The organism is Kitasatospora sp. NPDC038210 (assembly GCF_055600605.1).
Map to the genome: position 1 here is coordinate 28,551 of NZ_JBVJYK010000038.1, position 23,853 is coordinate 52,403.

Annotated in this window: 19 protein-coding genes and 1 tRNA gene; 13 read left to right on the forward strand and 7 right to left on the reverse strand. The window is 73.8% G+C overall.

Going from position 1 to position 23,853, the window contains the following annotated elements; genetic code table 11:
* The first annotated feature begins 75 nt into the window (after positions 1 to 75).
* From scpB to ACZ7KX_RS39255, 3 genes are all read left to right on the forward strand, one after another.
* Entirely contained in the window at positions 76 to 669 is a 594-nt protein-coding gene (scpB, locus tag ACZ7KX_RS39245) for an SMC-Scp complex subunit ScpB (protein ID WP_470330738.1), read from the forward strand.
* 62 nt (positions 670 to 731) lie between these two features.
* Positions 732 to 1,991: a pseudouridine synthase gene (locus tag ACZ7KX_RS39250; RefSeq protein ID WP_470330721.1), complete on the forward strand. Its 1,260-nt coding sequence runs from the start codon at positions 732 to 734 to the stop codon at positions 1,989 to 1,991.
* Between the two features lie 245 nt (positions 1,992 to 2,236).
* Complete coding sequence (locus tag ACZ7KX_RS39255) at positions 2,237 to 3,244, forward strand: helix-turn-helix domain-containing protein (RefSeq protein ID WP_470330722.1); 1,008 nt, start codon at positions 2,237 to 2,239, stop codon at positions 3,242 to 3,244.
* Between the two features lie 93 nt (positions 3,245 to 3,337).
* On the opposite strand, the gene ACZ7KX_RS39260 is transcribed toward ACZ7KX_RS39255, so the two are convergent.
* From ACZ7KX_RS39260 to ACZ7KX_RS39270, 3 genes are all read right to left on the reverse strand, one after another.
* Positions 3,338 to 3,700, reverse strand: a complete 363-nt coding sequence (locus ACZ7KX_RS39260) for a DUF952 domain-containing protein (RefSeq protein ID WP_350523493.1) — start codon at positions 3,698 to 3,700, stop codon at positions 3,338 to 3,340.
* Positions 3,701 to 3,786: 86 nt separating this feature from the next.
* Positions 3,787 to 5,346: a DUF4139 domain-containing protein gene (locus ACZ7KX_RS39265; protein ID WP_470330723.1), complete on the reverse strand. Its 1,560-nt coding sequence runs from the start codon at positions 5,344 to 5,346 to the stop codon at positions 3,787 to 3,789.
* Between the two features lie 2 nt (positions 5,347 to 5,348).
* Positions 5,349 to 7,604 (reverse strand): DUF4139 domain-containing protein, encoded by a 2,256-nt coding sequence (locus ACZ7KX_RS39270; RefSeq protein WP_470330724.1) that lies wholly within the window; start codon positions 7,602 to 7,604, stop codon positions 5,349 to 5,351.
* A 405-nt stretch (positions 7,605 to 8,009) separates the two neighbouring features.
* Here ACZ7KX_RS39270 and ACZ7KX_RS39275 point away from each other — a divergent pair, with 405 nt between their 5' ends.
* The 3 genes from ACZ7KX_RS39275 (at position 8,010) to der (ending at position 11,724) form a co-directional block, all read left to right on the forward strand.
* Complete coding sequence (locus tag ACZ7KX_RS39275) at positions 8,010 to 9,095, forward strand: prephenate dehydrogenase (RefSeq protein WP_470330725.1); 1,086 nt, start codon at positions 8,010 to 8,012, stop codon at positions 9,093 to 9,095.
* A 220-nt stretch (positions 9,096 to 9,315) separates the two neighbouring features.
* On the forward strand, positions 9,316 to 10,029 hold the full coding sequence (cmk, locus tag ACZ7KX_RS39280; RefSeq protein WP_350523489.1) for a (d)CMP kinase: 714 nt from the start codon (positions 9,316 to 9,318) through the stop codon (positions 10,027 to 10,029).
* Between the two features lie 240 nt (positions 10,030 to 10,269).
* On the forward strand, positions 10,270 to 11,724 hold the full coding sequence (der, locus tag ACZ7KX_RS39285; RefSeq protein ID WP_470330726.1) for a ribosome biogenesis GTPase Der: 1,455 nt from the start codon (positions 10,270 to 10,272) through the stop codon (positions 11,722 to 11,724).
* A 247-nt stretch (positions 11,725 to 11,971) separates the two neighbouring features.
* On the opposite strand, the gene ACZ7KX_RS39290 is transcribed toward der, so the two are convergent.
* Both ACZ7KX_RS39290 and ACZ7KX_RS39295 read right to left on the reverse strand, forming a co-directional pair.
* Positions 11,972 to 12,832 carry a hypothetical protein gene (locus ACZ7KX_RS39290; protein ID WP_470330727.1) on the reverse strand — a complete coding sequence of 287 codons (861 nt, stop codon included), beginning with the start codon at positions 12,830 to 12,832 and terminating at the stop codon, positions 11,972 to 11,974.
* A gap of 417 nt (positions 12,833 to 13,249) precedes the next feature.
* Positions 13,250 to 14,116 (reverse strand): hypothetical protein, encoded by an 867-nt coding sequence (locus tag ACZ7KX_RS39295; RefSeq protein ID WP_470330728.1) that lies wholly within the window; start codon positions 14,114 to 14,116, stop codon positions 13,250 to 13,252.
* A 591-nt stretch (positions 14,117 to 14,707) separates the two neighbouring features.
* Here ACZ7KX_RS39295 and ACZ7KX_RS39300 point away from each other — a divergent pair.
* From ACZ7KX_RS39300 to ACZ7KX_RS39330, 7 genes are all read left to right on the forward strand, one after another.
* On the forward strand, positions 14,708 to 15,487 hold the full coding sequence (locus ACZ7KX_RS39300) for a transglycosylase family protein (RefSeq protein WP_470330729.1): 780 nt from the start codon (positions 14,708 to 14,710) through the stop codon (positions 15,485 to 15,487).
* A 258-nt stretch (positions 15,488 to 15,745) separates the two neighbouring features.
* Complete coding sequence (locus ACZ7KX_RS39305; protein ID WP_470330730.1) at positions 15,746 to 16,135, forward strand: transglycosylase family protein; 390 nt, start codon at positions 15,746 to 15,748, stop codon at positions 16,133 to 16,135.
* Positions 16,136 to 16,398: 263 nt separating this feature from the next.
* Positions 16,399 to 17,013 carry an alpha-ketoglutarate-dependent dioxygenase AlkB gene (locus ACZ7KX_RS39310; RefSeq protein WP_470330731.1) on the forward strand — a complete coding sequence of 205 codons (615 nt, stop codon included), beginning with the start codon at positions 16,399 to 16,401 and terminating at the stop codon, positions 17,011 to 17,013.
* 198 nt (positions 17,014 to 17,211) lie between these two features.
* Positions 17,212 to 18,072 carry an acyl-CoA thioesterase gene (locus tag ACZ7KX_RS39315; protein WP_470330732.1) on the forward strand — a complete coding sequence of 287 codons (861 nt, stop codon included), beginning with the start codon at positions 17,212 to 17,214 and terminating at the stop codon, positions 18,070 to 18,072.
* A gap of 148 nt (positions 18,073 to 18,220) precedes the next feature.
* A complete protein-coding gene (locus ACZ7KX_RS39320) occupies positions 18,221 to 19,009 on the forward strand; it encodes a DUF1684 domain-containing protein (protein WP_470330733.1) in 789 nt (262 codons plus the stop codon).
* A gap of 71 nt (positions 19,010 to 19,080) precedes the next feature.
* Positions 19,081 to 20,553 (forward strand): MFS transporter, encoded by a 1,473-nt coding sequence (locus ACZ7KX_RS39325; protein ID WP_470330734.1) that lies wholly within the window; start codon positions 19,081 to 19,083, stop codon positions 20,551 to 20,553.
* A gap of 134 nt (positions 20,554 to 20,687) precedes the next feature.
* A tRNA-Pro gene (locus ACZ7KX_RS39330) sits at positions 20,688 to 20,764 on the forward strand.
* 386 nt (positions 20,765 to 21,150) lie between these two features.
* On the opposite strand, the gene ACZ7KX_RS39335 is transcribed toward ACZ7KX_RS39330, so the two are convergent.
* Both ACZ7KX_RS39335 and ACZ7KX_RS39340 read right to left on the reverse strand, forming a co-directional pair.
* Entirely contained in the window at positions 21,151 to 22,401 is a 1,251-nt protein-coding gene (locus tag ACZ7KX_RS39335) for a tyrosine-type recombinase/integrase (RefSeq protein ID WP_470330735.1), read from the reverse strand.
* 574 nt (positions 22,402 to 22,975) lie between these two features.
* Positions 22,976 to 23,692: a hypothetical protein gene (locus ACZ7KX_RS39340; RefSeq protein WP_470330736.1), complete on the reverse strand. Its 717-nt coding sequence runs from the start codon at positions 23,690 to 23,692 to the stop codon at positions 22,976 to 22,978.
* Positions 23,693 to 23,853: the final 161 nt, after the last annotated feature.

Below are 23,853 nucleotides of genomic sequence, written 5' to 3' on the forward strand. Positions count from 1 at the left end.
CCCGCCCCCGCGCGGCCGGCCGACGCCGGGCCCCGGGCCGACGCCGGACTGCGGGCCGAGCTGGAAGCGGTCCTGATGGTCGTCGACGAGCCGGTCGCCGAGGAGCGGCTGGCCGGAGTGCTGGAGCGGCCGCGGGCCGAGGTGGCCGCAGCGCTGCGCGAGCTGTCCGCCGAGTACACCGCCCAGGGCCGCGGCTTCGACCTGCGGTTGGTGGCCGGCGGCTGGCGGTTCTACACCCGCGAGACCTGCTCCGCGGCCGTCGACCGCTTCCTCCTGGACGGCCAGCAGGCCCGGCTCACCCAGGCCGCGCTGGAGACCCTGGCGGTGGTCGCCTACCGGCAGCCGGTGTCCAGATCGCGGGTTTCCGCCGTCCGCGGTGTGAACTGTGACGGCGTGATGCGTACCCTGGTACAGCGAGGACTGGTGGAAGAGGCCGGATCCGAGCCCGAAACAGGTGCGATCCTGTATCGGACGACGAACTACTTCCTGGAACGGATGGGGCTCCGCGGCCTGGACGAGCTGCCGGAGCTCGCTCCCTTCCTGCCCGAGGTCGACGACGTGGAAGCGGAGTCCCTGGAGGGCACGATGATCGCGGAGGCGGTCGCCGCCGCTGCCGCGCAGGCCGCGGACGGCAGTGGCGAGGCCGGTCGGGCCGGGCCCGATCGGTAGGGGGCGGTGAGGTCGGCCGAAACGACCGCACATCCCAGACGGAACGACGTACGGACACTTTGATGCGTAGCAGTGGCAACGGCAGGAACAGCAGCGGCGGCGGGAGCGGTCGCGGCGGACAGGGCGGGGGCCGGGGCGGCGGCTCCTACGGCGGCGGCAGCGGTGGCGGCCGCGGCGGCTCGGGCTCGCGCGGAGGTTCGTACGGCGGTGGCTCCTACGGGGGCGGCGGCCGCGGCGGCTCGGGCTCGGGTTCGGGCTCGCGCGGCGGCTCCGGTTCGTACGGCCGCGACAGCCGTCGGGACGACCGTCGCGACGACCGGCGCGACGACCGCCGGTACCCGGACCGCCCGCTGCGGCCCGAGGAGCGCAAGTACGACCGCCCCGAATACGGCGGCGGCCCGAACGCCACCCCCGCCCGCGGCGGCTTCGCCGGCCGGCGCCCCGGTCCGGCCCCGCGCCCGCGCCGTGAGGGCCAGGGCGCCCCGGGTGACCCGCGCCGCCAGCCGCAGCGCTCGCGCGAGCTGCAGGCCAAGATCGAGGACGCCGTCCTCGCCCGGCACGACAAGCCGGCCGTCAAGCTTCCCAAGACCTTCGGCGAGCCCGAGGGCGAGCGCCTGCAGAAGGTGCTGGCCCGGGCCGGCGTCGGCAGCCGGCGCGCCTGCGAGGAGCTGATCGAGCAGGGCCGGGTCGAGGTCAACGGCAAGCGCGTCACCGAGCAGGGCAAGCGGGTCGACCCGCAGAACGACGAGATCAAGGTGGACGGCCTGACCGTCGCCACCCAGTCCTACCTGTTCTTCGCGCTCAACAAGCCGGCCGGCGTGGTCTCCACCATGGAGGACCCGGACGGGCGCCAGTGCCTGGGCGACTACGTGACCAACCGGGAGACCCGGCTGTTCCACGTCGGCCGCCTGGACACCGAGACCGAGGGCATCATCCTGCTCACCAACCACGGCGAGCTGGCCCACCGCCTCACCCACCCGCGCTACGGCGTGACCAAGACCTACCTGGCCGCCATCCAGGGCCCGATCCCGCGCGACCTGGGCAAGCAGCTGGCCCAGGGCGTGGAGCTGGAGGACGGCTACGCCCGTGCCGACAGCTTCAAGGTGATCTCCAACGTCGGCAAGAACTACCTGGTCGAGGTGACCCTGCACGAGGGTCGCAAGCACATCGTCCGCCGGATGCTGGCCGAGGCCGGCTTCCCGGTCGAGAAGCTGGTGCGCACGCACTTCGGTCCGATCGCCCTGGGTGACCAGAAGTCGGGCTGGCTGCGCCGCCTGACCAACCCGGAGGTCGGCCAGCTGATGCGCGAGGTCGGCCTGTAGGTCGTCGCGTTCGCCCGTCCCTGAGGGCCCCCGGTCGCCGTGGTGCGGCCGGGGGCCCTCTGTCGTGCGGGGTGTGCGGTCCGTGCGGGTCGTGTGAGACGGGACGCAACCGCTGGTCACGGCCTTGTCAGCGTCATGATCCGTGGCAGAGGATGGCCACCGGGCCACCGTCCCGCCGCGTGGCGGGACTGCGCCAGCACGGGCGCCGGTGGGCGGAGCAGGGGCGAACAGGGGGAGACGGCGTCGTGTCCGATGCACCACTGGGGCGGGCCGGCGGACAGGCCCTCGGCACACTGGGCCTGGCCGAGCCGGACGGGCAGGTGTACGCGGCGCTGGTGGCCAATCCGCAGTCCACCGCGGAGGAACTGGCGGAGGGCTGCGGCCTGACGCTCCAGCAGGGCGTGCGCGCCCTCGACCGGCTGGCGCAGCAGGGCATGGCCACCCGCGCGCCGGTGGACCGGCAGCGCTTCCTGGCGGTCGCCCCGGACGTCGCGATCGGCACCCTGATCGGCCACCGGGAGTCCGAACTGCGGCAGGCCAGGGCCGAGATGCACCGGCTGATGGACGCCTTCCGGGAGGCCTCGCGCTACACCGACCCGGCGCACTCGGTGGAGGTGCTGACCGGCGGCGAGGCGATCGCCCAGCGGCTGGAGCACATCACCGAGACCAGCCAGTACCAGGTGCGCGGCTTCGACCGCCCGCCGTACATCCAGGACCCGGTGGCACCGATGCCGCTGCAGCGCCGCCGGCTGCGCGAGGGCGTGAAGTTCCGGACCGTCTACGACCGGGAGGCGGTGGCCTGGCCCGGGCGGCTGGAGAAGAACATCCTGGTCGGGGTCGCGGACGGCGAGGAGGCGCGGGTCCGGCCGACGCTGCCCATGAAGATGATCATCTCGGACGACCGGATGGCGATCATCCCGATCAGCGTCGGTGACAGCGTGCTGGACGCCGCCTACGTGATCCACCCCTCGGCGCTGCTCCAGGCGCTGGACACGCTGTTCGAGGCGGAGTGGGAGCGGGCCGTGCGGCTGCAGGCCGCGGTCGGCACCGGGGACGCGGCGCCGGAGCCGGAGGCCGACCACCGCAAGCTGCTGGGCCTGCTGGCGGCCGGGCTCACCGACGAGTCGATCGCCCGCTCGCTCGGCTGGAGCGCCCGGACCACCCAGCGCCGACTGCAGAGCCTGATGCGCTCGCTGGGCGCCACCACCCGCTTCCAGGCCGGCATGGCGGCCCGGGAGCGGGGGTGGCTCTGAGCCCGGACCCGGCCCCGGACCCGAGCCTCGCACCGGGGGCGGGGGCTCGGGCGGGGCGGGGGCTTGGCCGGGATCGGGGCTGGGCTCCGGGGTTCAGCTCCAGGGGGTGAGCGAGGACCAGCGGCCGTCCGGCCCCCGTTCGACCTTCTCCAGGCCGACCACGGCGGAGCGGTTCAACCGCCCGTAGATGTGCGGGAAGAGCACGTCGGGGGTGGCCCCGGGCGGCGGGGCGCCGTGCGGAGCCTCCCACTTGACCATCGGCTCCACCAGCGACTCCTCGATCAGCAGCACCATCAGCGGGTCGGGGGAGTCGGCGAAGAAGGCGTTGGCGACCGCGAGCGCCGTCTGCTCGTCCGCCGAGCAGTGGATGAACCCGTCGGTCAGCAGCGAGGCGGTGGCGTACGGGCGGCCGGGGTCGGCCAGCCAGTCGTCCAGGGGGGCGAGGTGGAGGATCATGTTTCCTTTTCTACCCGTTGTCTCCGGGTTTGTTCCTGAGCGGTCGTCACCCGCCGGGCGGTGGTCGCCCTGCCCGACGGCGGGCGTCAGAGTCCGGCCACCTTGGCGGAGGCGGAGATCTCGTACACCAGGGTGAGCGTGCGGCGGGCGCCCGGGCCGAGCGGGACGTCCCAGCGGACGATGCCCTCGGCGTCGAAGGCGTCCGGCGCCGGGGAGCACTCCTCCTTGCGCAGCCGGACCTCGACCGCCGACACCTCGGAGACCGGCACCCGTTCGCGCACCGTGACGATCCGTTCGTCGTGCTCCTCCGGGCCGGAGAAGCGGGACAGGTGCAGCCGCACCGTGCGGGTGGTGGTCTGGCGGCCGGTGAGGCCGGCGGTGGCCTGGCGCTCCTCGGTCTCGCGGACCACCCGGTAGCCGTCCGAACTGCCGAAGGACAGCTCGGCGTCGGCGCCGGTGGCGGTGAAGCGCAGCTCGCCCCGGCCGGTGAAGCCGCTGCCGCGGACCAGCTCGACCGGGCCGGCCAGCAGCGGGTGCCCCGCCGCGTTGCGGAACCGGACCACCTGGGTGACCAGCGGGGACAGCTCCGGGGCGCAGGCGTACTCGCTGCTCGCCGGGCCGGTGAAGGCACCGAGCGGCACCCGGTGCGCCCGGCCGTCGGAGGGCACGGTCGCGGGGGCGGAGGCGGGCAGCACCCGGACCTCGCCACCGTCGTCCACGCCGGGGACCCCACTGCTCGGCCCGAGCTCGCTGATCGCCTCCTCGCGCAGCTCGACCTCGACCGTGCGGCGCTCCTCGTCGGTGCGCTCGCGCAGCACCAGGACGTCCTCGGCGACGGCCGGCGGGTCGGTGGCGAGCGCGGAGCGGGCAGTGGAGAAGGTGAGCCGGGCGTTCGTCCAGTCCTCTCCGGTGCGCTGCCAGACCACCGCCTCCGACTCCAGCTGCAGGCCGCCGTCGCCCAGGGTCGCGCGGTAGGACGGGCGCCAGAGTGCGCAGGGCACCAGGTGGGAGACGGTCAGCCCGGCCGGGCCGGCCCGTACCGCCTCGACGGTCAGGTCCAGGTGGGCGGTCAGCTCGGCCGGGTCCTCCTCGGCCTCGTCCAGCGCGATCAGGGCCTGTGAGCGCTCCTGCTCCAGACGGCGCAGCCGGGAGTGGGTGGTGCGCAGCTCCTCGCCGTAGCGCTCGCGCTCCGCGTCCACCCGGTCCAGCTCGCGGGACCACCGGCTGCGTTCGAGCTCGCCGATGCCGGCGCCTTCGCCGATCTCGCGCAGCAGGTCGGCGGAGAGCTGGGCGAGCAGGGCCAGCCGGGCCTCCAGCCGCGCGCGGGTCTGGTCGGCCAGGCGGCTCTCGGTGTCCAGCCGGTGGAGCCGGTGGCGCAGTTCCGAGTCGTCCGGGCCGGGCGGCAGCGGGGCGCGCGGGGTCCAGGCGCGGACCAGCCGGGCGTCCAGGACGCGGACGCCAGGGGTGGCGGACTCGGCGCGCAGGGTGCGGTCGACGGCGAGTGCGGTGAGCGGGCCGAGGCGCAGCCGCTGGACGCCCGCGGTGAGGTCGACCGTCGTCGTGCGCTCGACCTGGCTGCGGTCCTCCAGGCAGGTGACGGCGGTGACGGGGAGGGCGTTCGTTTCCCGGGTGGTGTCTCCGCTCATGGTCAGTTCCTCCGGTTTCCGCCGACGATGGCCTTTCCGGCCGGGATCTTGATCAGGTAGCCGCCGTCCAGCTCCGTGCTACCGCCGGGCGGCAGGTCGACCCGCCAGAGCCGGGTGCTGGGCGGACACTCCGGTGTCGGGACGGTCGGGGCGTGCCACTCGGCCCGCTCCTCGATCCGGACCTCGGCGTCGGAGGTGACCGGCACCCGCTCGCGCACCTCCACCGTGACGGCGCGGCCGAGCCGGTTCGCGAGCCGGACGTGCACCCGGTGGTCGAGCACGGTGCTGTTGCCCTTCAGCATGCCCGTGGTGGACTCGCGCAGCTCGGTGCGGCGCGCCACCTCGATGCTCTCGGTGACGCCGATGCCCAGGCGCCGCACACCGCCGGGCGCCAGGGTGGGCAGGGCGGCGGTGAGCAGGAACTCGTCGTCCACCGTGACCTCGACCGGGCCGGCCAGGACGGCGCGGTCGGTGCGGTTGGCGAGCACCAGGGTCGCGTACACCTTCTCCTCGACGGCGGGGACGGTGACGTACTCGGGGCGGACGGTGAGCGGGATCTCGTCCACGGTGACGGTGTGCCAGGTGCCGTCGGACGGGATGTCGGCGGGGGCCGCGGCGTCGAAGCGGTGGTCGAAGGAGCCGGCCGACTCGCGGGGCGGGACGGCGTGCCGGGGCAGGACCAGGCGGCGGACCTGCTCGCCCGGGTTGCCGCCGGGCAGGGCCCGGTCCAGCTCCTCGTGCTCGACCCGCTCGGGGCGGGGGTGCAGGGCGCCGCGCCGGGCGGTGGGTTCGTCGGGGCCGGCCAGGACGAGGTCGGGGTAGTCGAGCAGGGTGGCGTCCGGGGCGAAGCCGGTGGCCCGGGGCGGGACGGCGCGGCCGCCGCGGCGGAGCCCGCGGGAGCGGCGGGCCTCCGCCGGCGGGCGGCCGCCCGGTGCCTGCGGGAGCGGGGCGGCGGCGGGAGCGGCGGCGGGAGCGGCGAGTACGGGTGGCGGGGGGCCGCCGTAGCCGGCGAAGCCGCCGGGGGCGGGCGGGGGTGTCGGTGCGGTGGTCGGCGTGGCCATCGGCTCGTCGACGCTCAGGGTGCCGCCGCCGTACCGGCCGGAGGGCGCGGGCGGGGTGTCCGCCAGTGCGGCGAAGGCCCCGGGATGGGGGCCGGCGGGTCGGGCTCCGCCGAGCCGGGGGCCGGCCGGTACGGGGCCGGCCGGTACGGGCCTGGCGAGGTGGGCGGCCCGGGGCGGGGGCGGGACGGCGGCCGCGTCGTAGCCGGTGAAGAGGTCGGACAGGCCGGCCGGGGGCTCGCGCCAGCCGGAGGGCGGCGGGGCGGGCTGGCTGCGGCCGATCCGCAGCGAGGCGAGCCGGGGCAGGTCGGTGCGGCGGTCGAGGTCGGCGGTGGAGAGGGCGAGACGGACGCCGGTCCAGTCCTCGCCGGTGCGCTGGGCGACGGCGGCGCGCAGGAGGAGGTGGCCGGCGTCGGAGCCGGTCCGGTGGGACAGGCGGTAGGTGGGCACCCAGCGGGCGGCGGGGACGCCGTACTCCAGTTCGAGGTGGAGGGTGGTGGCCTCGCCGTCTGTGGGGGCGGTGCGGTCGGTGGAGGTGGTGCCTTCGGTCGGGGCGGTGCCGTCCGTGGTGATGGTGAGCAGGACGGTGGCGGTGGTCGAGACCGGTGCGGCCCGGTCGGCGGTGGACGCCCGCTCCAGCCGGTCGGCCGCCGAGTCGCGCTCGTGGTCGGCGAGTTCGATCTCCCGGTTGAGCTCCTCGGCGCGCTGCTGGAGCCGGGCCAGCCGCTCGTCGACGAAATCGGCGAGCTCCAGCCAGGCGTCCGCGGGTGTACGGCGCAGCGGCTCCTCGTGCCGGCTACGGGGCGGCACCGCACGCAGGGCGGCGGTGTCCGCGATCGCGGAGAGGACCAGCCCGCGGCGCTCGCCGAGCATGCTGCGGCGCTCGGTAGCCTCGTCCAACTCCCTCTGCAGATCCGAGAGTTCCGTCGGCTCGCGCAGTTCGGCGACCTGCTCCAGCCGGGCCTCGGTGACCGCCGTGCCGGCCGGTCCGGAGAGCACCCGGGCACGCAGTGAGCGGCCGTCCAGGGACAGGGGCAGGCCGGTCAGCCGCAGCCGCCCGCCGCGCGGAACGGGCACGGTGGCCCGGCGGCGGCACACCGCGCCCTCCGCGTACACCACCACGGAGTCGAGGACCGACGGGTGGGCCGGTACGGCCGGCGGTTTCGTCCGACCCGTCCGGCTGCTGTGCTGATCGTCCATGCGCAACCCCTTCGTTCGCGTGTTGCCTGCCGTGTGCCGTGTGCCGTGTGCCGTGTGCCGTGTGCGTGTGCCGCGTTGTCGTGAGTCGCCGTGCCGGGTGTCGCCCGTCGCGGCCGACTGGTGCTGTTCTCTTGCTCTCCTGCTCGTCCGCTCCTTCGCCCGGGCGGCCAGTCTGCCCGGCTTCGGTGCGGGCGTCGCCGGATTTCCGGGTGCGGCGTGTGCACTGGATGGGACGGGGGCGGGGTCGCCGCGGTTGCCGGTGCCGGGAGCTGCCGGGAACTGCCCCCGTGGTTGCCGGGTGGCAGGTGGGGACTTCGGCGCAGCGGATGAGGGAGGATGGGGCGCGGGTGCTCCCGGACGGTCCCGGCACCTGTCGAGAATCGTGATCGAGGAGAGCGACCCGCCATGCGCACTGCCGTCGTCGTCGGCACCGGACTGATCGGCACCTCCGCCGCGCTCGCCCTGACCGCTCGCGGCCTGACCGTCCATCTGGAGGACGCCGACCCGGACGCCGCCCGCACCGCCGAGTCGCTCGGCGCGGGCACCACCGATCCGGCCGACGGCCCGGTGGACCTGGCGATCATCGCCGTCCCGCCCGCGCTGGTCGGCAAGGTGCTCGCCGACTGCCAGCGCCGCAACCTGGCGCACTGGTACACCGACGTCGCCAGCGTGAAGGCCGGCCCCGGCAGCGAGATCGCCGCACTCGGTTGCGACACCGTCCACTACATCGGCAGCCACCCGATGGCCGGCCGCGAGCGCTCCGGCCCGCTGGCCGCCCGCGCCGACATCTTCGAGGGCCGCCCCTGGGTGCTCACCCCGACCGCCGACACCGACACCGAGACGCTCAACGCCGCGCTGGAGCTGGTCGCGCTCTGCGGCGCGATGCCGATCGTGATGGACGCCGCCGAGCACGACCGGGCCGTCGCCCTCGTCTCGCACGCCCCGCAGCTGCTGTCCTCGCTGGTCGCGGCCCGGCTGGAGAACGCCGACGACACCGCCATAAGGCTCTCCGGCCAGGGTGTGCGCGACGTCACCAGGATCGCCGCGTCCAACCCCGGCATGTGGGTCGACATCCTCTCCGCCAACGCGGGCGCGGTCGCCGACATCCTGGACGAGGTCGCCCTCGACCTCGGCCGGACCGTCACCGCGCTGCGCGCGTTGGAGGCGGCCGAGGAGGGCGAGCGCCGGGCCGGCGCGGCCGGGATCGAGGCGGTCATGCGGCGCGGCAACACCGGCCAGGCCCGGATCCCCGGCAAGCACGGTGCGCCGCCGACCCGGTACGAGACGGTGGCGGTCGTGCTCGGCGACCAGCCGGGCGAGCTGGGCCGGCTGTTCGGGGAGGTCGGTGACGTCGGGGTCAACATCGAGGACGTCGTCATCGAGCACTCGACCGGGCAGCAGGTCGGCTTCGTCCAGCTGTCGGTGGCGCCGACGGCGGTCAAGCGGCTGGTGAAGGCCTTGCGGGCGAGCGGGTGGAGCGTGCGGGACTGAGGCGCCGGGGGCTGCCGGGGGCTTCGGGGTTTCGGGGGGATTGGTGGGCTTCGGGGGGCTTCGGGGCCGGGGTTCGCCCGGGCGCTTCCGGAGGCTGAGCGGGAGCGGGGCGGGCGGCGGAGTCCGTGACGGCGGCGGTCCATTAACCTTGAGGGAGACAATCCCCGGCCGTCCGCCTGCGCAGGCTTCGGCTCCCATGCTCAGAGAGAGGTTCGCCCCCGTGGACACTGCCGACCGAGCGCACGCCCCGGTCGTCGTCGCCATCGACGGACCCTCCGGCTCCGGCAAGTCGACCGTCTCGCGGGCGGTGGCCGCCCGGCTGGGCCTGAGCTTCCTGGACACCGGTGCCATGTACCGGGCGATGACCTGGTGGATGCTGGCCAACGAGGTCGACGTGAACGACCCGGAGGCCGTCGCCGTCGCGTGCGGCAAGCCGGTGATCGTGTCGGGCACGGACGCCGACGGCCCCACCATCACGGTGGACGGCCAGGACGTCTCCGGCCCGATCCGCGGCCCCGAGGTGACGGCGCAGGTCAGCGCCGTGGCCGCGGTGCCGGCGGTGCGGGCCCGACTGGTGGAGCTGCAGCGCGGCTGCGCCGAGGTCGCGGAGCGCGGCATCGTCGCCGAGGGCCGGGACATGGGGACCGTGGTGTTCCCGGACGCCACCGTCAAGGTCTTCCTGACCGCCTCCGAGGAGGCCCGGGGCGCGCGCCGGGCCGCCGAGCTGCGCGCCAAGGGCGTCGACGAGGCGACCATCACCGCGATGGCCGCCGATCTCGCCCGCCGGGACGCCGCCGACTCCTCCCGGGAGACGGCCCCGCTGGCCCAGGCCGCGGACGCGGTCCTGGTGGACACCAGCGACCTCACGCTGGAGCAGGTGATCGACCGGATCGCCGGGCTGGTGGAGGAACGGGCCGGGCTGTCCTCGGTCTGACCCGGCGCTCGTCGGACCGGCCGATGGTCGGGCCGGCCGTCGTCGGACCGGCTGACTGTCGGACCGGATGATGGTCCGGCCGGGCCCTTGCCGGGCCGGCCGCTGCCGGGTCCGACCCCTACCGAGTGAACCGCGGGCCGGTGAGGCGCCGCGGAGACAACCATCGCGCTGCCCCGAGCGGGGCAGGTACGCACGGCACGCCCCTGGGAAGGGCCGGGCCGGGAAACGGAACAGACGAACATGACCGCAGAGCACACCACCGCCGATCACGGCGGACTGGACGCCGCCGACTACGCCGAGTTCATGGCCCTCGCCGCCGAGGAGGGCTTCGACATCGACGGCGTCGACGTCCTGGACGGCGCCGAGCACGTCCGGCTGCCGGTGCTGGCCGTGGTCGGCCGCCCGAACGTCGGCAAGTCGACCCTGGTGAACCGCATCATCGGCCGCCGCGAGGCCGTCGTCGAGGACAAGCCGGGCGTGACCCGCGACCGGGTCACCTACGAGGCCAGCTGGAACGGTCGCCGCTTCAAGGTCGTCGACACCGGCGGTTGGGAGATCGACGTCCTCGGCATCGACGCCATGGTGGCGGCCCAGGCCGAGCTGGGCATCGAGCAGGCCGACGCGGTGCTGTTCGTCGTGGACGCCACGGTCGGCGCCACCGACACCGACGAGGCCCTGATCAAGATCATCCGCCGGGCGGGCAAGCCGACCGTCCTGTGCGCGAACAAGGTCGACGGCCCCTCCACCGAGGCCGAGGCCGCCTACCTGTGGTCGCTGGGCCTGGGCGAGCCGTTCCCGGTCTCCGCCCTGCACGGCCGCGGCTCGGGTGACCTGCTGGACGCCGTCATGGACGCGCTGCCCGAGGCCCCGCCGCAGACCTTCGGCGACGCCGCCCCCGGCGGCCCGCGCCGGATCGCGCTGATCGGCCGCCCGAACGTCGGCAAGTCCAGCCTGCTGAACAAGGTCGCCGGCGAGGAGCGGGTGGTCGTCAACGAGCTGGCCGGCACCACCCGCGACCCGGTCGACGAGATGATCGACCTCGGCGGCAAGACCTGGAAGTTCGTGGACACCGCCGGTATCCGCCGCCGGGTCCACCTCACTGCCGGCGCCGACTTCTACGCCTCGCTGCGCACCGCCGCCGCGCTGGAGAAGGCCGAGGTCGCGGTCGTCCTGATCGACGCCAGCGAGACCCTCGCCGAGCAGGACACCCGCATCATCTCGATGGCCGTCGAGGCCGGGCGCGCCGTCGTCGTCGCCTACAACAAGTGGGACCAGCTGGACGAGGAGCGCCGCTACTACCTGGAGCGCGAGATCGAGCGCGACCTCGTCCAGGTGCAGTGGGCCCCGCGGGTCAACGTCTCGGCCAAGACAGGCCGGCACATGGAGAAGCTCGTCCCGGCGATCGAGACCGCGCTGGAGGGCTGGGAGACGCGCATCCCGACCGCGCGCCTGAACGCCTTCCTCGGCGAGCTGGTGGCCGCCCACCCGCACCCGATCCGGGGCGGCAAGCAGCCGCGCATCCTGTTCGGCACCCAGGCGGGCATCCGTCCGCCGCGCTTCGTGCTCTTCGCCTCGGGCTTCCTGGAGGCCGGCTACCGGCGCTTCATCGAGCGCCGGCTGCGTGAGGAGTTCGGGTTCGTGGGGACGCCGATCTCGATCTCGGTGCGGGTTCGGGAGAAGCGCAAGAAGAAGTAGAAGTAGCGGGTGGAGGTAGAAGTAGAAGGAGCGTGAGTCGGGGCGACCCGGCTCACGGCGGTTGGGCCTCGTCACGGTGGTGGCGGGGCCCATCGGCGTTTCTGTGCGTCAGTGGATGCCGTGGATGCCGGGGGGCAGGGGCGGCGGTGGGGTCGGTGCTGGCGGTGCCGGTGCCGGTGGTGGGGCGGTGGGGCGGCGGGGCGGCGGGGCGGTGGGGTGATGGGGTGATGGGGTGATGCGCGGTGCCTCAGTGGTGATCGCCGTTGCGGCCCGGGGGGAGGGAGAGCATCTGTCGGTGACGGCCGCCGGTGGCCGGGGCGGTGGCGAGCCCGGTGGCCGTACCCATCACCGGGGAGGGGGCGGGCGGTGCGGGCGGCGCGGGCGCCGGTACGGACATCGCATGCGGGACCGGGCCGAGGTACCCGGCGGCGACCCAGCCCTGGCCGTTGGTGAACTGGCCTGCAACGCTTGCGGATTGGGCCGAGGTGGGGGCGGCAGCGGCAGCGGTGGCGGTCGGGGCGGCGTGGTCGAGGCCGTCGCCGGTGCGGGTGCCGGTGGCGGCGGTTGCGGTGGGGGCCGGATGGTGGTGGGCCTGGAGGCCGTGGGCTGCGTGGCTTCCGGGATGGTGGCCGGTGTGAGCCGCAGCGTGGGCCGCGGTGTGGGGTGCGCCGTGCGGTGCGGCGGCGGGCGCGGCATGGTGGTGGCCGCCGGTGTGTCCGTGGTGACCGTGCTGGTGGTTGCCGGTGTGTCCGCCGACGTGGCCGGAGCCCGAGCCCGTGCCGTGGGGCTGGGAGGCCATGAACTGGGGGAGGCCCGGCGCCTGGCCCGCGAGGGTGTGGAAGGCCTGGTGCTGGTGCGGGTACGAGCGCTGCTCACTGCGCAGGGGGTAGCCGTCGCGGACCGCGAAGCCGGTGAACGCCAGGTCCTCCTCGCCCGAGCGGTCGCCGGGCAGCGCGCGGAAGAGGCGCCGGTACTCGGAGTACAGCTCGTCGTAGATCGGCGTGGTGGAGTGCGGGTGCTCGGCGTCGTACGACGGGCGCATGCCCGGGATCGAGCGGGGGACGGTGGTGGAGCGGCCGGGGGACGCGGAGACGTCGTAGCTGTACACGTAGGGGCCAACGAGTGAGAGGGGGCGGGGGATGCGGGGCGCTCATGCGGGGCGGCCATGAGAGGAGGTCATGTACGGCGGTCATGAGCGGTGAGCATGCTGCGCGGATGGCATGACCGCCGCTCATGCCGGGGCCATGAGGGACTCTCATGCGGCGTCTCATGAGGGACTCTCATGCGGGTCCCATGAGTAAGGCCCATGAGCCGAGCTCATGGGCAGGCCCCATGAATCACGCTCATGCGCTCTACGCCCCCGTGTGAGGCGTTCATCCCGGGGAGCGGGGAGCGGGGAGCGGGAACCGTGAGGCACACCGGACGCGCGGACCATCGGGACGTGCCGGGAGGAGCGAGCCCGCGCCGGAGGCGGCCCGGGGCGGCGGGGGAGGCCGCCGTCCGGCGCGCAGGGCAGGAGGACGGATCAGGTACCGGCGAGCGGGAGGGAGGCAGCGACCACCTGGCCCAGCGCCACGGCCCGCTCCAGCGCCTGGCGCAGCAGGTCCTCGCGGGGCTGGCGGCCGACCATGCCGGCCGGGACGGCGTACATGGTCACCTCGGAGAGCTGGCTCGCCGCCATCCGCCAGGCGTCGGTGACCTGGAGCGGCTGGTGCGCCTGCCACCAGCCGGTGCTGCCGCCGGCCGCGGCGGGCTGCAGGATCGCGTGCAGCTTGCCCATCGCGACCAGGACCGACCAGCCGGGCAGCTGCTCCGGGGTCTCGTCCAGGTCGGTGACGGGCTGGAAGCCGGCGTCCTGGAGGAGGTCGAGGAACTCGTCCTCGCCCGAGGTGCTGCCCGGGCGGCCGACCGGACCGGTGGGCTCGACGACCAGCGAGGCGTGGCCGACCTTGCCGTGCAGGACGAGTCCGCAGGTGATGCCGAGGATGGCGGCCTGGCCGGGGGCGGGCGACTGGGCCGCGGACCCGCCGGGGGCGGCCGGGCCCGGCTGCGGCGCGGCCGGCACGTGGCCGGCCGGCGCGGGGGCCGGGACGGCGAGGTCCGGGGCGCCGGTCTGGGCCTGGTTGATGCTGCGGACGGCGCCGACCAGCTGCTCCTCCGCGACCGGCACCACCTGGGAGGGGATGCAGCGGGCGTGCGCGAAGGCGAGCACGGCGGTCTCGTCGCCGACGAAGAGCACGGTGCTGGTGGGTTCCACGTGGGTGTCGCCGGGGGTCCGGCAGGAGGTGCACTCGTAGCTGTCGGGGGCGCGGTCGCCGCCCAGTAGGCGGTCGGCCTCGTCGTCGCCGATCTCGGACCGGACCTCGTCGCTGACGTCGAGCATGCGCGGCACAGGGTCTCCTCGGATGGATGCGGATGGGGCTTCGGGGGCGGACACGGGGAGGTCGACATGACCAACGGGCCCTTGTGTCAGGCGTCACGGGTGCCCGTCGAGGCTGACGGGAATTGCCCCGGATCCGACCGCGCGGCGTGTTCTCGTGGTCGCAATCTGTCGATGTCGGTGTCGGGACTGCCGGAACGGAACCGTGAGGTGGGTCACCCGCCGGGGATGTTTCAGCTGGGAATCAATGGTCAAAGCGGACATTTCGGGCATGATTGTGCGGGTCTTACCGCCGGTAACCCTTGGCTGAGCTGGGCAGACCGTTCAAGTTTTGAAATCTCCACCGACCGGCTCGTAGCTTCTTGGTCGGCGCAACGAGCGCCACCCGGGATCACCCCCGACGCACAGCCCCCCGGTCCGCCGGGCGCGGCAGGTGCCCGCCGACACGACCGCTCGAACAGGTCGTCGGCGAGCGGCTGGGTGGCCGGGGCGGCAGCGGCACGTCCGACACGTGCACGGCCGCCCGACGGACGCGGCAGGCGAACGCGGCCCCTCACGGGGCCTGGTTCCGCATGCCCGCCCGGGGCTGTCGAGAGGAACCCCATGACCTTCCGTAACGAGAACGCCGCTGCCACCACCTCCGCCGCCACCAAGCGCAACCGCGTTCGGATGGCTGTCGTGGCGGGCGCCGCTGTCGCGGCCCTGCCGGTGGCCGGCCTCGTCACGGCCACCTCGGCCTCCGCCGCCTCCGTCTCCACCTGGGACGCCGTCGCCCAGTGCGAGAGCGGCGGCAACTGGGCCATCAACACCGGCAACGGTTTCTACGGCGGTCTGCAGTTCACCTCCAGCACCTGGGCCGCCTACGGCGGCACCGCCTACGCCTCGCAGGCCAACCTGGCCACCAAGGCGCAGCAGATCGCCGTCGCCGAGAAGGTCCTCGCCTCGCAGGGGCCGGGCGCCTGGCCCGTCTGCTCCGTCAAGGCCGGCCTGACCAAGGGCGGCGCCCCGGCCGCCGTCGACACCTCGTCGGGCGCCACCGCCGCCAAGCCGGCCGCCCCGGCTGCCAAGCCCGCCGCCCCGGCCGCCAAGCCGGCACCGGCCCCGAAGGCCGCTGCGCCCAAGGCCGCCGCCCCCAAGGCCGACGCCGCGCCGAAGGCCGCCGCCCCGAAGGCTGCCCCGAAGGCCGACCAGGGCGCCAAGGCCTGGACCGGCTCGAACGACGCCAAGCCGGCCAAGGGCAACTACACCGTCAAGTCCGGTGACACCCTGAGCTCCATCGCCGCCGCGCAGGGCCTGGACTGGCACGACCTGTACAAGAACAACGCCAAGGTCGTCGGTGGCAACCCGGACCTGATCTTCCCGGGTCAGACCCTGAGCATCTGAGCTGCTGAGCTGTCGAACGTCTGAGCTGCCGAGCTGCTGGAACCGTCGAGGCTGCTGAAGCTGTTGGGGCTTCGAGGTCCTGAGGTTTCGTGAGCGGCTGACACCGCTTGCCCGGGCGTTCACCGGCTCCGGCTTCCACGGCCGCTCCCCCTCGCGCGGATACTCCGCCGAGTGGGGGAGCGGCCGTCGGCGTTCCGTGGCGGGCGGCCCGTGGCATGTCTAGGGTCGGCTGCCATGTCGCAATCGTGTGATGAACGTGTGGGCCGACGTCGGGTTGTGCTCCGGGTCGGTGCCGCGCTGGCGCTGGTGCTGGCCCTGCCCACGGGCGGTGCGCGGGCGGGTGCGGCCGTCCGGGTCGCGGACCTGGTGTGGGACGCGCTGGCCGACTGCGAGAGCGGCGGCGACTGGCAGGCGAACACCGGCAACGGCTTCTACGGCGGACTGCAGATCCGGCCCTCCACCTGGGAGGAGTCCGACGGCCTGCGCTTCGCCGACCGGCCGGACCACGCCGGTCGGCGGGAGCAGACGACCGTCGGCGAGGAGATCGTCCGGCGGCAGGGGTGGGGGGCCTGGCCGTCCTGCGCGAGGGAGTTGGGGCTGACCGGGGGAGGGCCCGGCGAGCGCCGCACCGGGCCCGATCGGGCCTGACCGAGGCTGGCCTGATGGGGCTGGTCACGACCGGAACGGGGTTGGGGCGGTCCCCGGTGGGGTCGGTGCGGGAGGATGGTGGGGTGATCCAGGGCGAGTTGTTCGGTGATCTGCCAGGGGCTGACGGCGCCGCGCGCGCTGCCGCAGCCGCAGCCGCACGAGCTTCCGGGTCTTCCGGGTCTTCCGGGTCTTCCGGATCTTCTGAGGCTTCCGGCGGACCCGGGCCCGACGGGCGGGCGCGCGTCGAGCCCGCTCCCGGCGCCGTGCTGCTCCCCGGCTGGCTGGACCTGGACGCGCAGCTGCGCCTGATCGCCGCCTGCCGGGAGTGGGCCCGTCCGCCGGCCGGTCTGCACACGGTGCGGATGCCCACCGGCGGGATGATGTCCGTACGGATGGTGAGCCTGGGATGGCACTGGTACCCGTACGGGTACCGGCGGGTCGCCGAGGACGGCGCGCCCGTCAAGCCGTTCCCGCCCGAGCTGGGCCGCCTCGCCCGCCGGGCCGTCGCCGAGGCGTACGGGCAGGCGCTGCCGGAGGTCGCGGGCGCCGCGTCGTACGAGCCGGACATCGCCATCGTCAACCACTACCCGCACGGCGCGAAGATGGGCCTGCACCAGGACCGCGACGAGCGGACGGACGCGCCCGTGGTCTCGCTCTCGCTCGGTGACCGCTGCGTCTTCCGGCTCGGGAACACCGAGACCAGGACCCGGCCGTGGACCGACCTGGAGCTGCGCAGCGGCGACCTGCTGGTGTTCGGCGGCCCGTCCCGGTTCGCCTACCACGGGGTGGTGCGCACGCTGCCGGGGACGGCGGACCCGGAGCTGGGGCTGGTGGGGCGGCTCAACATCACGGTGCGGGAGTCGGGGCTGGGGGCGTAGCGGCGGCTGCCCGGGAGGGCTCGGCCGGGCCCGCCGCTTCCGTCATCCGTTCGTCGACTCGTCTACTCGTTCGAGTGAAACGGTGGATCGGACACGGTGAGCGGGAATGACCCGGGTCGCCGGAGAATTCGAGTGAGCTGGAGAATTCGATCGGAGTCCGCATCCGAGGGGATCGGGGTCCGGAGAGGAAGCACGCTCATGGGTACCCCCGTCGACGACCTCGTCGATCTGCTCGACCTGGAGCAGATCGAACTGAACATCTTCCGCGGCCGCAGCCCCGAGGAGGCACTGCAGCGGACCTTCGGCGGCCAGGTCGCCGGGCAGGCGCTGGTGGCCGCGGGCCGCACGGTCGAGGACAAGCGCCCCGTCCACTCGCTGCACGCCTATTTCCTGCGCCCCGGGGTGCCCGGCGTGCCGATCGTCTACCAGGTCGACCGGATCCGGGACGGTCGCTCCTTCACCACCCGCCGGGTGCTCGCCATCCAGGGCGGCCGGTCGATCTTCGCGCTCACCGCCGACTTCCACAGGCCGGAGGAGGGCGGCATCGAGCACCAGTACCCGATGCCGGACGTCACCCCGCCCGAGGAGCTGCCCAGCGCACTGGAGGAGGTCGGCTCCCGGCTCGGCGAACTGCCCCCGTTCATCAGCCGCCGCCAGCCCTTCGACATCCGCTACGTCGACCGGCTGCGCTGGACCAAGGAGGAGCTGGCCGGCGTCGAGGCGCGCAGCGGTGTCTGGCTGCGGACCAACGGCCGGCTGCCGGACGACCCGCTGATCCACGTCTGCGCCCTCACCTACGCCAGCGACATGACGCTGCTGGACGCCGTCCGGGCCCCCGTCGAGCCGCTGTGGGGCGAGCGCCACTTCGACATGGCCTCCCTGGACCACGCGATGTGGTTCCACCGGCCGTTCCGGACGGACGACTGGCTGCTCTACCAGCAGGAGGCCCCGATCGCGCACGGTGCCCGCGGCCTGGCCCGCGGGCAGATCTTCGACCAGAGCGGACAGCTGGTGGTGTCCGTGGTGCAGGAAGGGTTGTTCCGACCGTTGAAGCGGTGAGACGGGAAGGCGCGCCGGGTGGCCGCATTGCGGTTTCGGCGGCCGCGGACCGGTGGGAATGATCCGTCCGAGCGGACGGTGTCGTGGATGATCGAGACGGGCGGCCCGAACAGCGGGCCGTCCCCGGACCGACCGGGAGGGTGGACCGATGACGGCGACGGCCGCGGAGGACTGGAAGCACTGGAGCGACGGGCGGGCCGCGTCCGTGAGCGCACCGCACGGCCAGCTGGCACTCACCGGCACGTACTGGCTGGAACCCGAGCCCGCCGAGATCCCCGGCCTGCCCGGTCGCTGGTGGGCCGACGCCGAGGGCGTCCGGAGCCGGGCGGCGGCAGGCGACGGCATCACCGTGACCGGCGCGGACACGCCGGTGGACGGCGAGGTGCTGCTGCGCCCGGACAGCGACCCGGCAGCCGACACCGCCACCCTGGGCGACCTGCTGCTCGTCCCGATCGAGCGCGAGGGCGAACTCGCCCTGCGGGTCTTCGACCCGGCCGCGCCGGGCCGGGTCGCCTTCGCGGGCATCTCGGCCCATCCGTACGCGCCCGAGTGGGCCGTGCCCGCGGTCTTCACCCCGTTCGAGGACGGGGCCCGGTCGGTCGTGGTCCCGAACGCGGACGGCAAGGATCGCCCGCTGGCCGTCACCGGGCAGATCGCCTTCACCGTGGCCGGCGAGCACCGCACGCTGACCGTCAGCCGGTCGGGCGACCTCCTCAGCGGCGTGTTCGCCGACGCCGGCAGCGGCATCGACACCTACCGCTTCCGCTTCATCACCCTGCCGGCACCGGATGCCGACGGCCGTACGGTCCTCGACCTCAACCGGGCCTACCTGCCGCCCTGTGCCTTCTCCGACCACTTCATCTGCCCCTTCCCGCCGCCCGGCAACCGGCTGGACTTCGCGGTCGAGGCGGGGGAGAAGCAGGTGCTGAGCAGGTAGCTGTCACGGGGTTCCGGGCCAAGGGAGGCCCCGCTGCGGGGGCGGCCGGGGGCGGGGCGGAGCATGGGAACATGTCGAACGATCAACATTCCACCTCCGCCGCGTCGGCGGACGCACCGCCCGTGGCCGGACCCGGGCCCGATCCGGCGGACGGTGCCGCAGCCACCGGTCTCGCCCCCGACGCCGGTGCCGTTTCCGGTGCCGTTTCCCAGGCCGGTGCCGCGTCGTCCGGTGCCGCGTCGTCCGGTCCCGCATCGCCCGGCACCGAGGCTGCCGGTGACCTGCCGGCGGACCCGGTGGCCACCGACGCGCCGTGGTACCGGCGTGCGTTCGCCGACCTCAGCCCGCTGCGCGAGAACGCCGACTACCGCAGGGTCTGGTCCGGTCAGGCCGTCTCCTCCATCGGCCAGCAGATGACGGCCGTCGCCGTCTCCGTCCAGGTCTACGACCTGACCGGCTCCGCCTTCGCGACCGGCCTCGTCGGCATCTTCTCCCTCGTTCCGCTGGTCGCCTTCGGCCTCTACGGCGGCGCGATCGCCGACACCGTCGACCGGCGCAGGCTCGGCCTGATCGGCTCGGGCGGCCTCGCCGTCGTCTCCGCGGTCCTGGCCGCGCAGGCCCTGGCCGGCCTCGGCCTGGTCGCCGTCCTCTACGCGGCCGTCGCCGTCCAGGCCGGATTCTTCGCCCTCAGCTCGCCCGCCCGCTCCGCGATGATCCCCCGGCTGGTACCCAGCCACCAGCTCCCGGCCGCGAACGCCCTGAACACCGTCAGCATGAACCTCGGCCTCACCATCGGCCCGATGCTCGGCGGCGTCCTGATCGGCGCGTACGGAGCCCAAGCCGCCTACCTGGTCGACACCGTCGCCTTCACCGGCACCCTCTACGCGATGTGGCGCCTGCCCGCCATGCGCCCGCTCGGCGAGCGCAAGGGCCGCGCCTCCGTCCTCGACGGCCTCCGCTTCCTGCGCGAGCAGCCCAACCTGCGCACCAGCTTCCTCGCCGACCTGGCCGCGATGGTCTTCGGCATGCCCCGCGCCCTCTTCCCCGCCATCGCGGTCACCTTCTACGGCGGCGACGCCGGCACCGTCGGCCTGCTGGTCTCCGCCCCGGCCGTCGGTGCCCTGACCGGCGCCCTCTTCTCCGGCTGGGTCGGCCGCGTCCACCGCCAGGGCGTCGCCGTCCTCGCCGCCGTCGCCGCCTGGGGTCTGGCCATCGCCGCCTTCGGCGTCCTCCACAACCTCTGGCTCGGCCTCCTGCTCCTCGCGGTCGCGGGCTGCGCCGACACCGTCAGCATGATCTTCCGCAACACGATGATGCAGGTCGCCGCCCCCGACGAGATGCGCGGCCGCCTCCAGGGGATCTTCATCGTCGTCGTGGCCGGCGGCCCCCGCCTCGGCGACTTCGAGTCCGGCACCGTCGCCGCCCTCACCAACCCCACCACCTCCGTGATCAGCGGCGGCCTCGCCTGCGTCGCCGCCGTCCTCCTCCTCGCCGCCCGCCGTCCCGCCTTCCTGGCCTACGACGCCCGCCACCCGACCCCCTGACCCCCCACCCCCAAACCTGGCAGCGAGCACCCCCCGACGTGCTGTATTGTTTTCCACGTCGCCGGGACACCGGGGACAAGGTCGAGAAGCCCACAGCAGAGCCCCCCAGGCCCTCGCTGCAGGCACCGAGACCACGGGACGTGGCGCAGCTTGGTAGCGCACTTGACTGGGGGTCAAGGGGTCGCAGGTTCAAATCCTGTCGTCCCGACCAGCATTTCTGCAGGTCGGAAGCCACTTCTATCGAAACGATAGAAGTGGCTTTTTCCTTTGGTGGTCGCAATGTGGTCGTGAACGCTCGTTCACATCACCTTGCTGGGCACGTTTCCGCAGGCCGGCCCCTCCGACCTGGTCGTGACGGGGCATTTGTTCGTTCATCCGGGAATCCGCGTGCCGTCGGTCGCGGACTGGTCGCCTCTGCGGCGCGGAAATGGGCCGGGATTCGCGGGAAATAGGCATGCTGACGGAACCTGCGGCGTCATCTGCTGCGACGGGCCGCACGTTTATCGGGTGTCAGCTATGAGCCGGGAATCCCGGTTGCTTGTCGGCTCTGGTGGCCGCAGCGGCCAGGAGGGCCGAGCCGCCTGCGGCGTGGGGCTGTCAGGCCGTGTGGCTGAACAGCGGGTTCGGCAGGCCGAGGTCGTGGGCGGGGGCGTCCGGGGCGTGCCGGGTGCGGGCTTGGACGAGGTGGAGCCTTGCCTCGATGGTGTTCACGGCGGCCCTGGCGACGTCCCAGGTCAGGTGGCTGTAGATGTTCGCGGTGGTCGAGAGAGTGGAGTGCCGCAGGGTCTTGGAGATGACGGCCATGGAGACGTTGCCCTCCAGGGCGAGGGTGGCGGCGAGGTGACGCAGGTCGTGGATGGTGACGTGGGGCAGCGCGGCCTGTTCGCGCAGCTCGTGGAAGCGCCGCCGGACGGCAGCCGGGTGGAGGGGCCGGCCGTCGGGGCCCTGGAAGACATGGCCGTTGACGGTGGCCGTGCTGCGGGCCATGGCGCGCTGAAGGGCGGCGGCGACGCGCTCCGACAGCGGCACCCAGTTGCGGCTCTTCCTGGTCTTCGGCGCGGTCAGGACGAGTTCGTGGTTGTCGACCGCGGACAGAGTGTGGCGGATGTACATGACGCGGTCGTCGAGGCGCACGCACGGGCGCTGGAGGCCGAGGGCCTCGCCCTTGCGCAGTCCGGTGCCGATGATGACCTCGAAGAGGTCGGCGAAGGCGGGGTCGACGTTTCGGCAGTGGGAGAGGAACGCGACGGCCTGCTCGGCGCTCCAGGGGACGCGTTCGTCGGGGCGGGGCCTGCGCATGGGCAGGGGCTGGGCGGCGTTGAAGGGCAGGCGGTGGGTGCGCACGGCGGACCCGAGGGCGCTGGAGAGCGTGGCGAGGCAGTGGTAGACGGCCTGGCGTCCGCGGCCGGCTTCGAGCTGCTCGTGGGTGTAGGCGGCGATGTGGTCGTGGGCGAGGTCCTCCAGGCGCAGCTTGCCGAAGACGGGTATCAACTCGCAGAGCACGTAGGTGCGGTAGCGGGCGTAGGTGGTGGGCTTGAGCAGGAACTCCATGCCCTTGAGCCACTTGGTGAGGTAGGCGGCCACCGTCTCGTGCGGGTCTGCGTCGAAGCCCAGCTTCCGGCCTTCGAGGAAGCGCCGCAGCGCGCTCTCGGCGGCGAAGTCGTCCTCGAACCCGCCGCGGCGCACGGTGCGCCGCCGGCCGCTGAGGGAGGGGATATCGACGGCGAACGTCCACGTGCCGTGCCCCTCCTCGGCCAGGCGCGGGCACCCGGCGCCGAGCTGACGCCGGTCGGCGTCTCGGCACCCGCATCGGCGGTAGACCCGGCCCGGCCGTCCTGACTTGCGCACTTCTTGTTCCTCCTGAGGCGATTGGTGCTCGATCGGCTCGCGGAGGCTAGCGGGGTGACCGCCCATCGGGTTGTCTGCGACCACCATGCGATCACCAACGCCGAATCAGGCCCCTGACCTGCGGCTCGCGGTGAGGACCCGCACCTGGGCGGGCCAATGAATGGGGAGACGGCCTCGCTATTTCGGACGGACGGCGTGAGGACCCGGAAATTGCTACCGTGCGTAACCACCGGCCCTGCTTCGGGACCGCTTCATGCCCGCTTCGGACCCCGAAGCGGGGACGTGCGAGCAGGAGGCCGGGACGACCTTTCTATTGACGGGAGCCCAAGCAGATGGTAGAGGGCTCTCGCCCTCTGGTGCATGTTCGGCCTGAAGGTCGGGCGTCCCGTGGCCTCGGTCTGGTTGCACAGTGTCACTGAAATGCGGCCCGGATGGGCGGGCCACCGCTGGCTCCAGGTCGAGGTGGGTGGGCGTGCCGACGTTGGGGGCGTCACGTCGGCCGGCCCGTGTGTGGACGTCCTTGTGGAGGTTGTGTGCGGGCCGGAGGTGCTACTCGTGCGGTCGAGTCGGACGGTCAGATGAGCCGGTCGCGGTTGGCGGCTGCGGCTCCGCGGACGAGGCGGGCGAATCGGCTGCGGTCGATGCCGGGCTGTCCGGAGTGCTCGTCGTCCCGGTCTTCGTCGTCGCTGAAGCCGTCCTCGTCGTTGGATTCGTTGTATTCCTCGTGGAGGAGCCAGCAGCCGTGGATGCCGGCGAGGAGGTCTTCGAGGAGGTCGGGGGCGGGGCGCCGGGGGTCGAGCGGGGTCAGGCGCAGGCCGCTGTCCTCGGGGTCGGTGTCCGGGCCGGTGTGCTGGGCGAGGTCGTCGTCGATGTCTTCGAGTTGCTCGCGCAGGCCGGCGGGGTCGGGGAGGAGGCCGTCGGCGATGTGGAGCGCGTGGCGTACGAGGCCGGTGACCGCGTCGTAGGGGGAGGTGCCGGCTTGGAGGAGTTCGAGGAGGTGGGTGGGGGTTTCGTGGGCGAGGGCTTCGATGTTGTCGGCTTCGAAGAGCAAGGCGGTGGGGGCATGGCCGGTGGCTTCGGCGGTGACCTCGGCGGCGGCTGCGAGCCAGTGGGCCGCGGCGACGGCGGCGGCGGTGGGGTCGATGTCGGTGAACAGCGCGGCGGGGCCGAAGGGGTCCTGTTCGAGGAGGCGGTCGGCGGCGGCGACCTGGACGGGGGAGGCGCCTTCGCGGCTGAGGAGGACGGCCTGGCGGGCGCGGCCGGTGAGGTCGCCGAGTTCGGCGTTCTCCACAGCGGCGAGCTCGGTGCCGACTTCGGCGAGGACGGCGTCGGTGAGGCCCGCGTTGCCGATGGCGTTTAGGGCACGTATTCGGTCGTGATCAATTTGTGCGATTCACCTTCGTAGTGGGTCCTGATCCGGTAGACCGTGGTGCGTGACGCGAGCGCAACTGA

Excerpts from the sequence above, each read along its gene's own strand:
- scpB (WP_470330738.1), top strand. The coding sequence starts at position 76 with ATGGTCGTCGACGAGCCGGTCGCCGAGGAGCGGCTGGCCGGAGTGCTG.
- ACZ7KX_RS39250 (WP_470330721.1), top strand. The coding sequence starts at position 732 with ATGCGTAGCAGTGGCAACGGCAGGAACAGCAGCGGCGGCGGGAGCGGT.
- ACZ7KX_RS39260 (WP_350523493.1), bottom strand. The coding sequence starts at position 3,700 with ATGATCCTCCACCTCGCCCCCCTGGACGACTGGCTGGCCGACCCCGGC.
- ACZ7KX_RS39265 (WP_470330723.1), bottom strand. The coding sequence starts at position 5,346 with ATGAGCGGAGACACCACCCGGGAAACGAACGCCCTCCCCGTCACCGCC.
- ACZ7KX_RS39270 (WP_470330724.1), bottom strand. The coding sequence starts at position 7,604 with ATGGACGATCAGCACAGCAGCCGGACGGGTCGGACGAAACCGCCGGCC.
- ACZ7KX_RS39275 (WP_470330725.1), top strand. The coding sequence starts at position 8,010 with ATGCGCACTGCCGTCGTCGTCGGCACCGGACTGATCGGCACCTCCGCC.
- der (WP_470330726.1), top strand. The coding sequence starts at position 10,270 with ATGACCGCAGAGCACACCACCGCCGATCACGGCGGACTGGACGCCGCC.
- ACZ7KX_RS39300 (WP_470330729.1), top strand. The coding sequence starts at position 14,708 with ATGACCTTCCGTAACGAGAACGCCGCTGCCACCACCTCCGCCGCCACC.
- ACZ7KX_RS39315 (WP_470330732.1), top strand. The coding sequence starts at position 17,212 with ATGGGTACCCCCGTCGACGACCTCGTCGATCTGCTCGACCTGGAGCAG.
- ACZ7KX_RS39320 (WP_470330733.1), top strand. The coding sequence starts at position 18,221 with ATGACGGCGACGGCCGCGGAGGACTGGAAGCACTGGAGCGACGGGCGG.
- ACZ7KX_RS39325 (WP_470330734.1), top strand. The coding sequence starts at position 19,081 with ATGTCGAACGATCAACATTCCACCTCCGCCGCGTCGGCGGACGCACCG.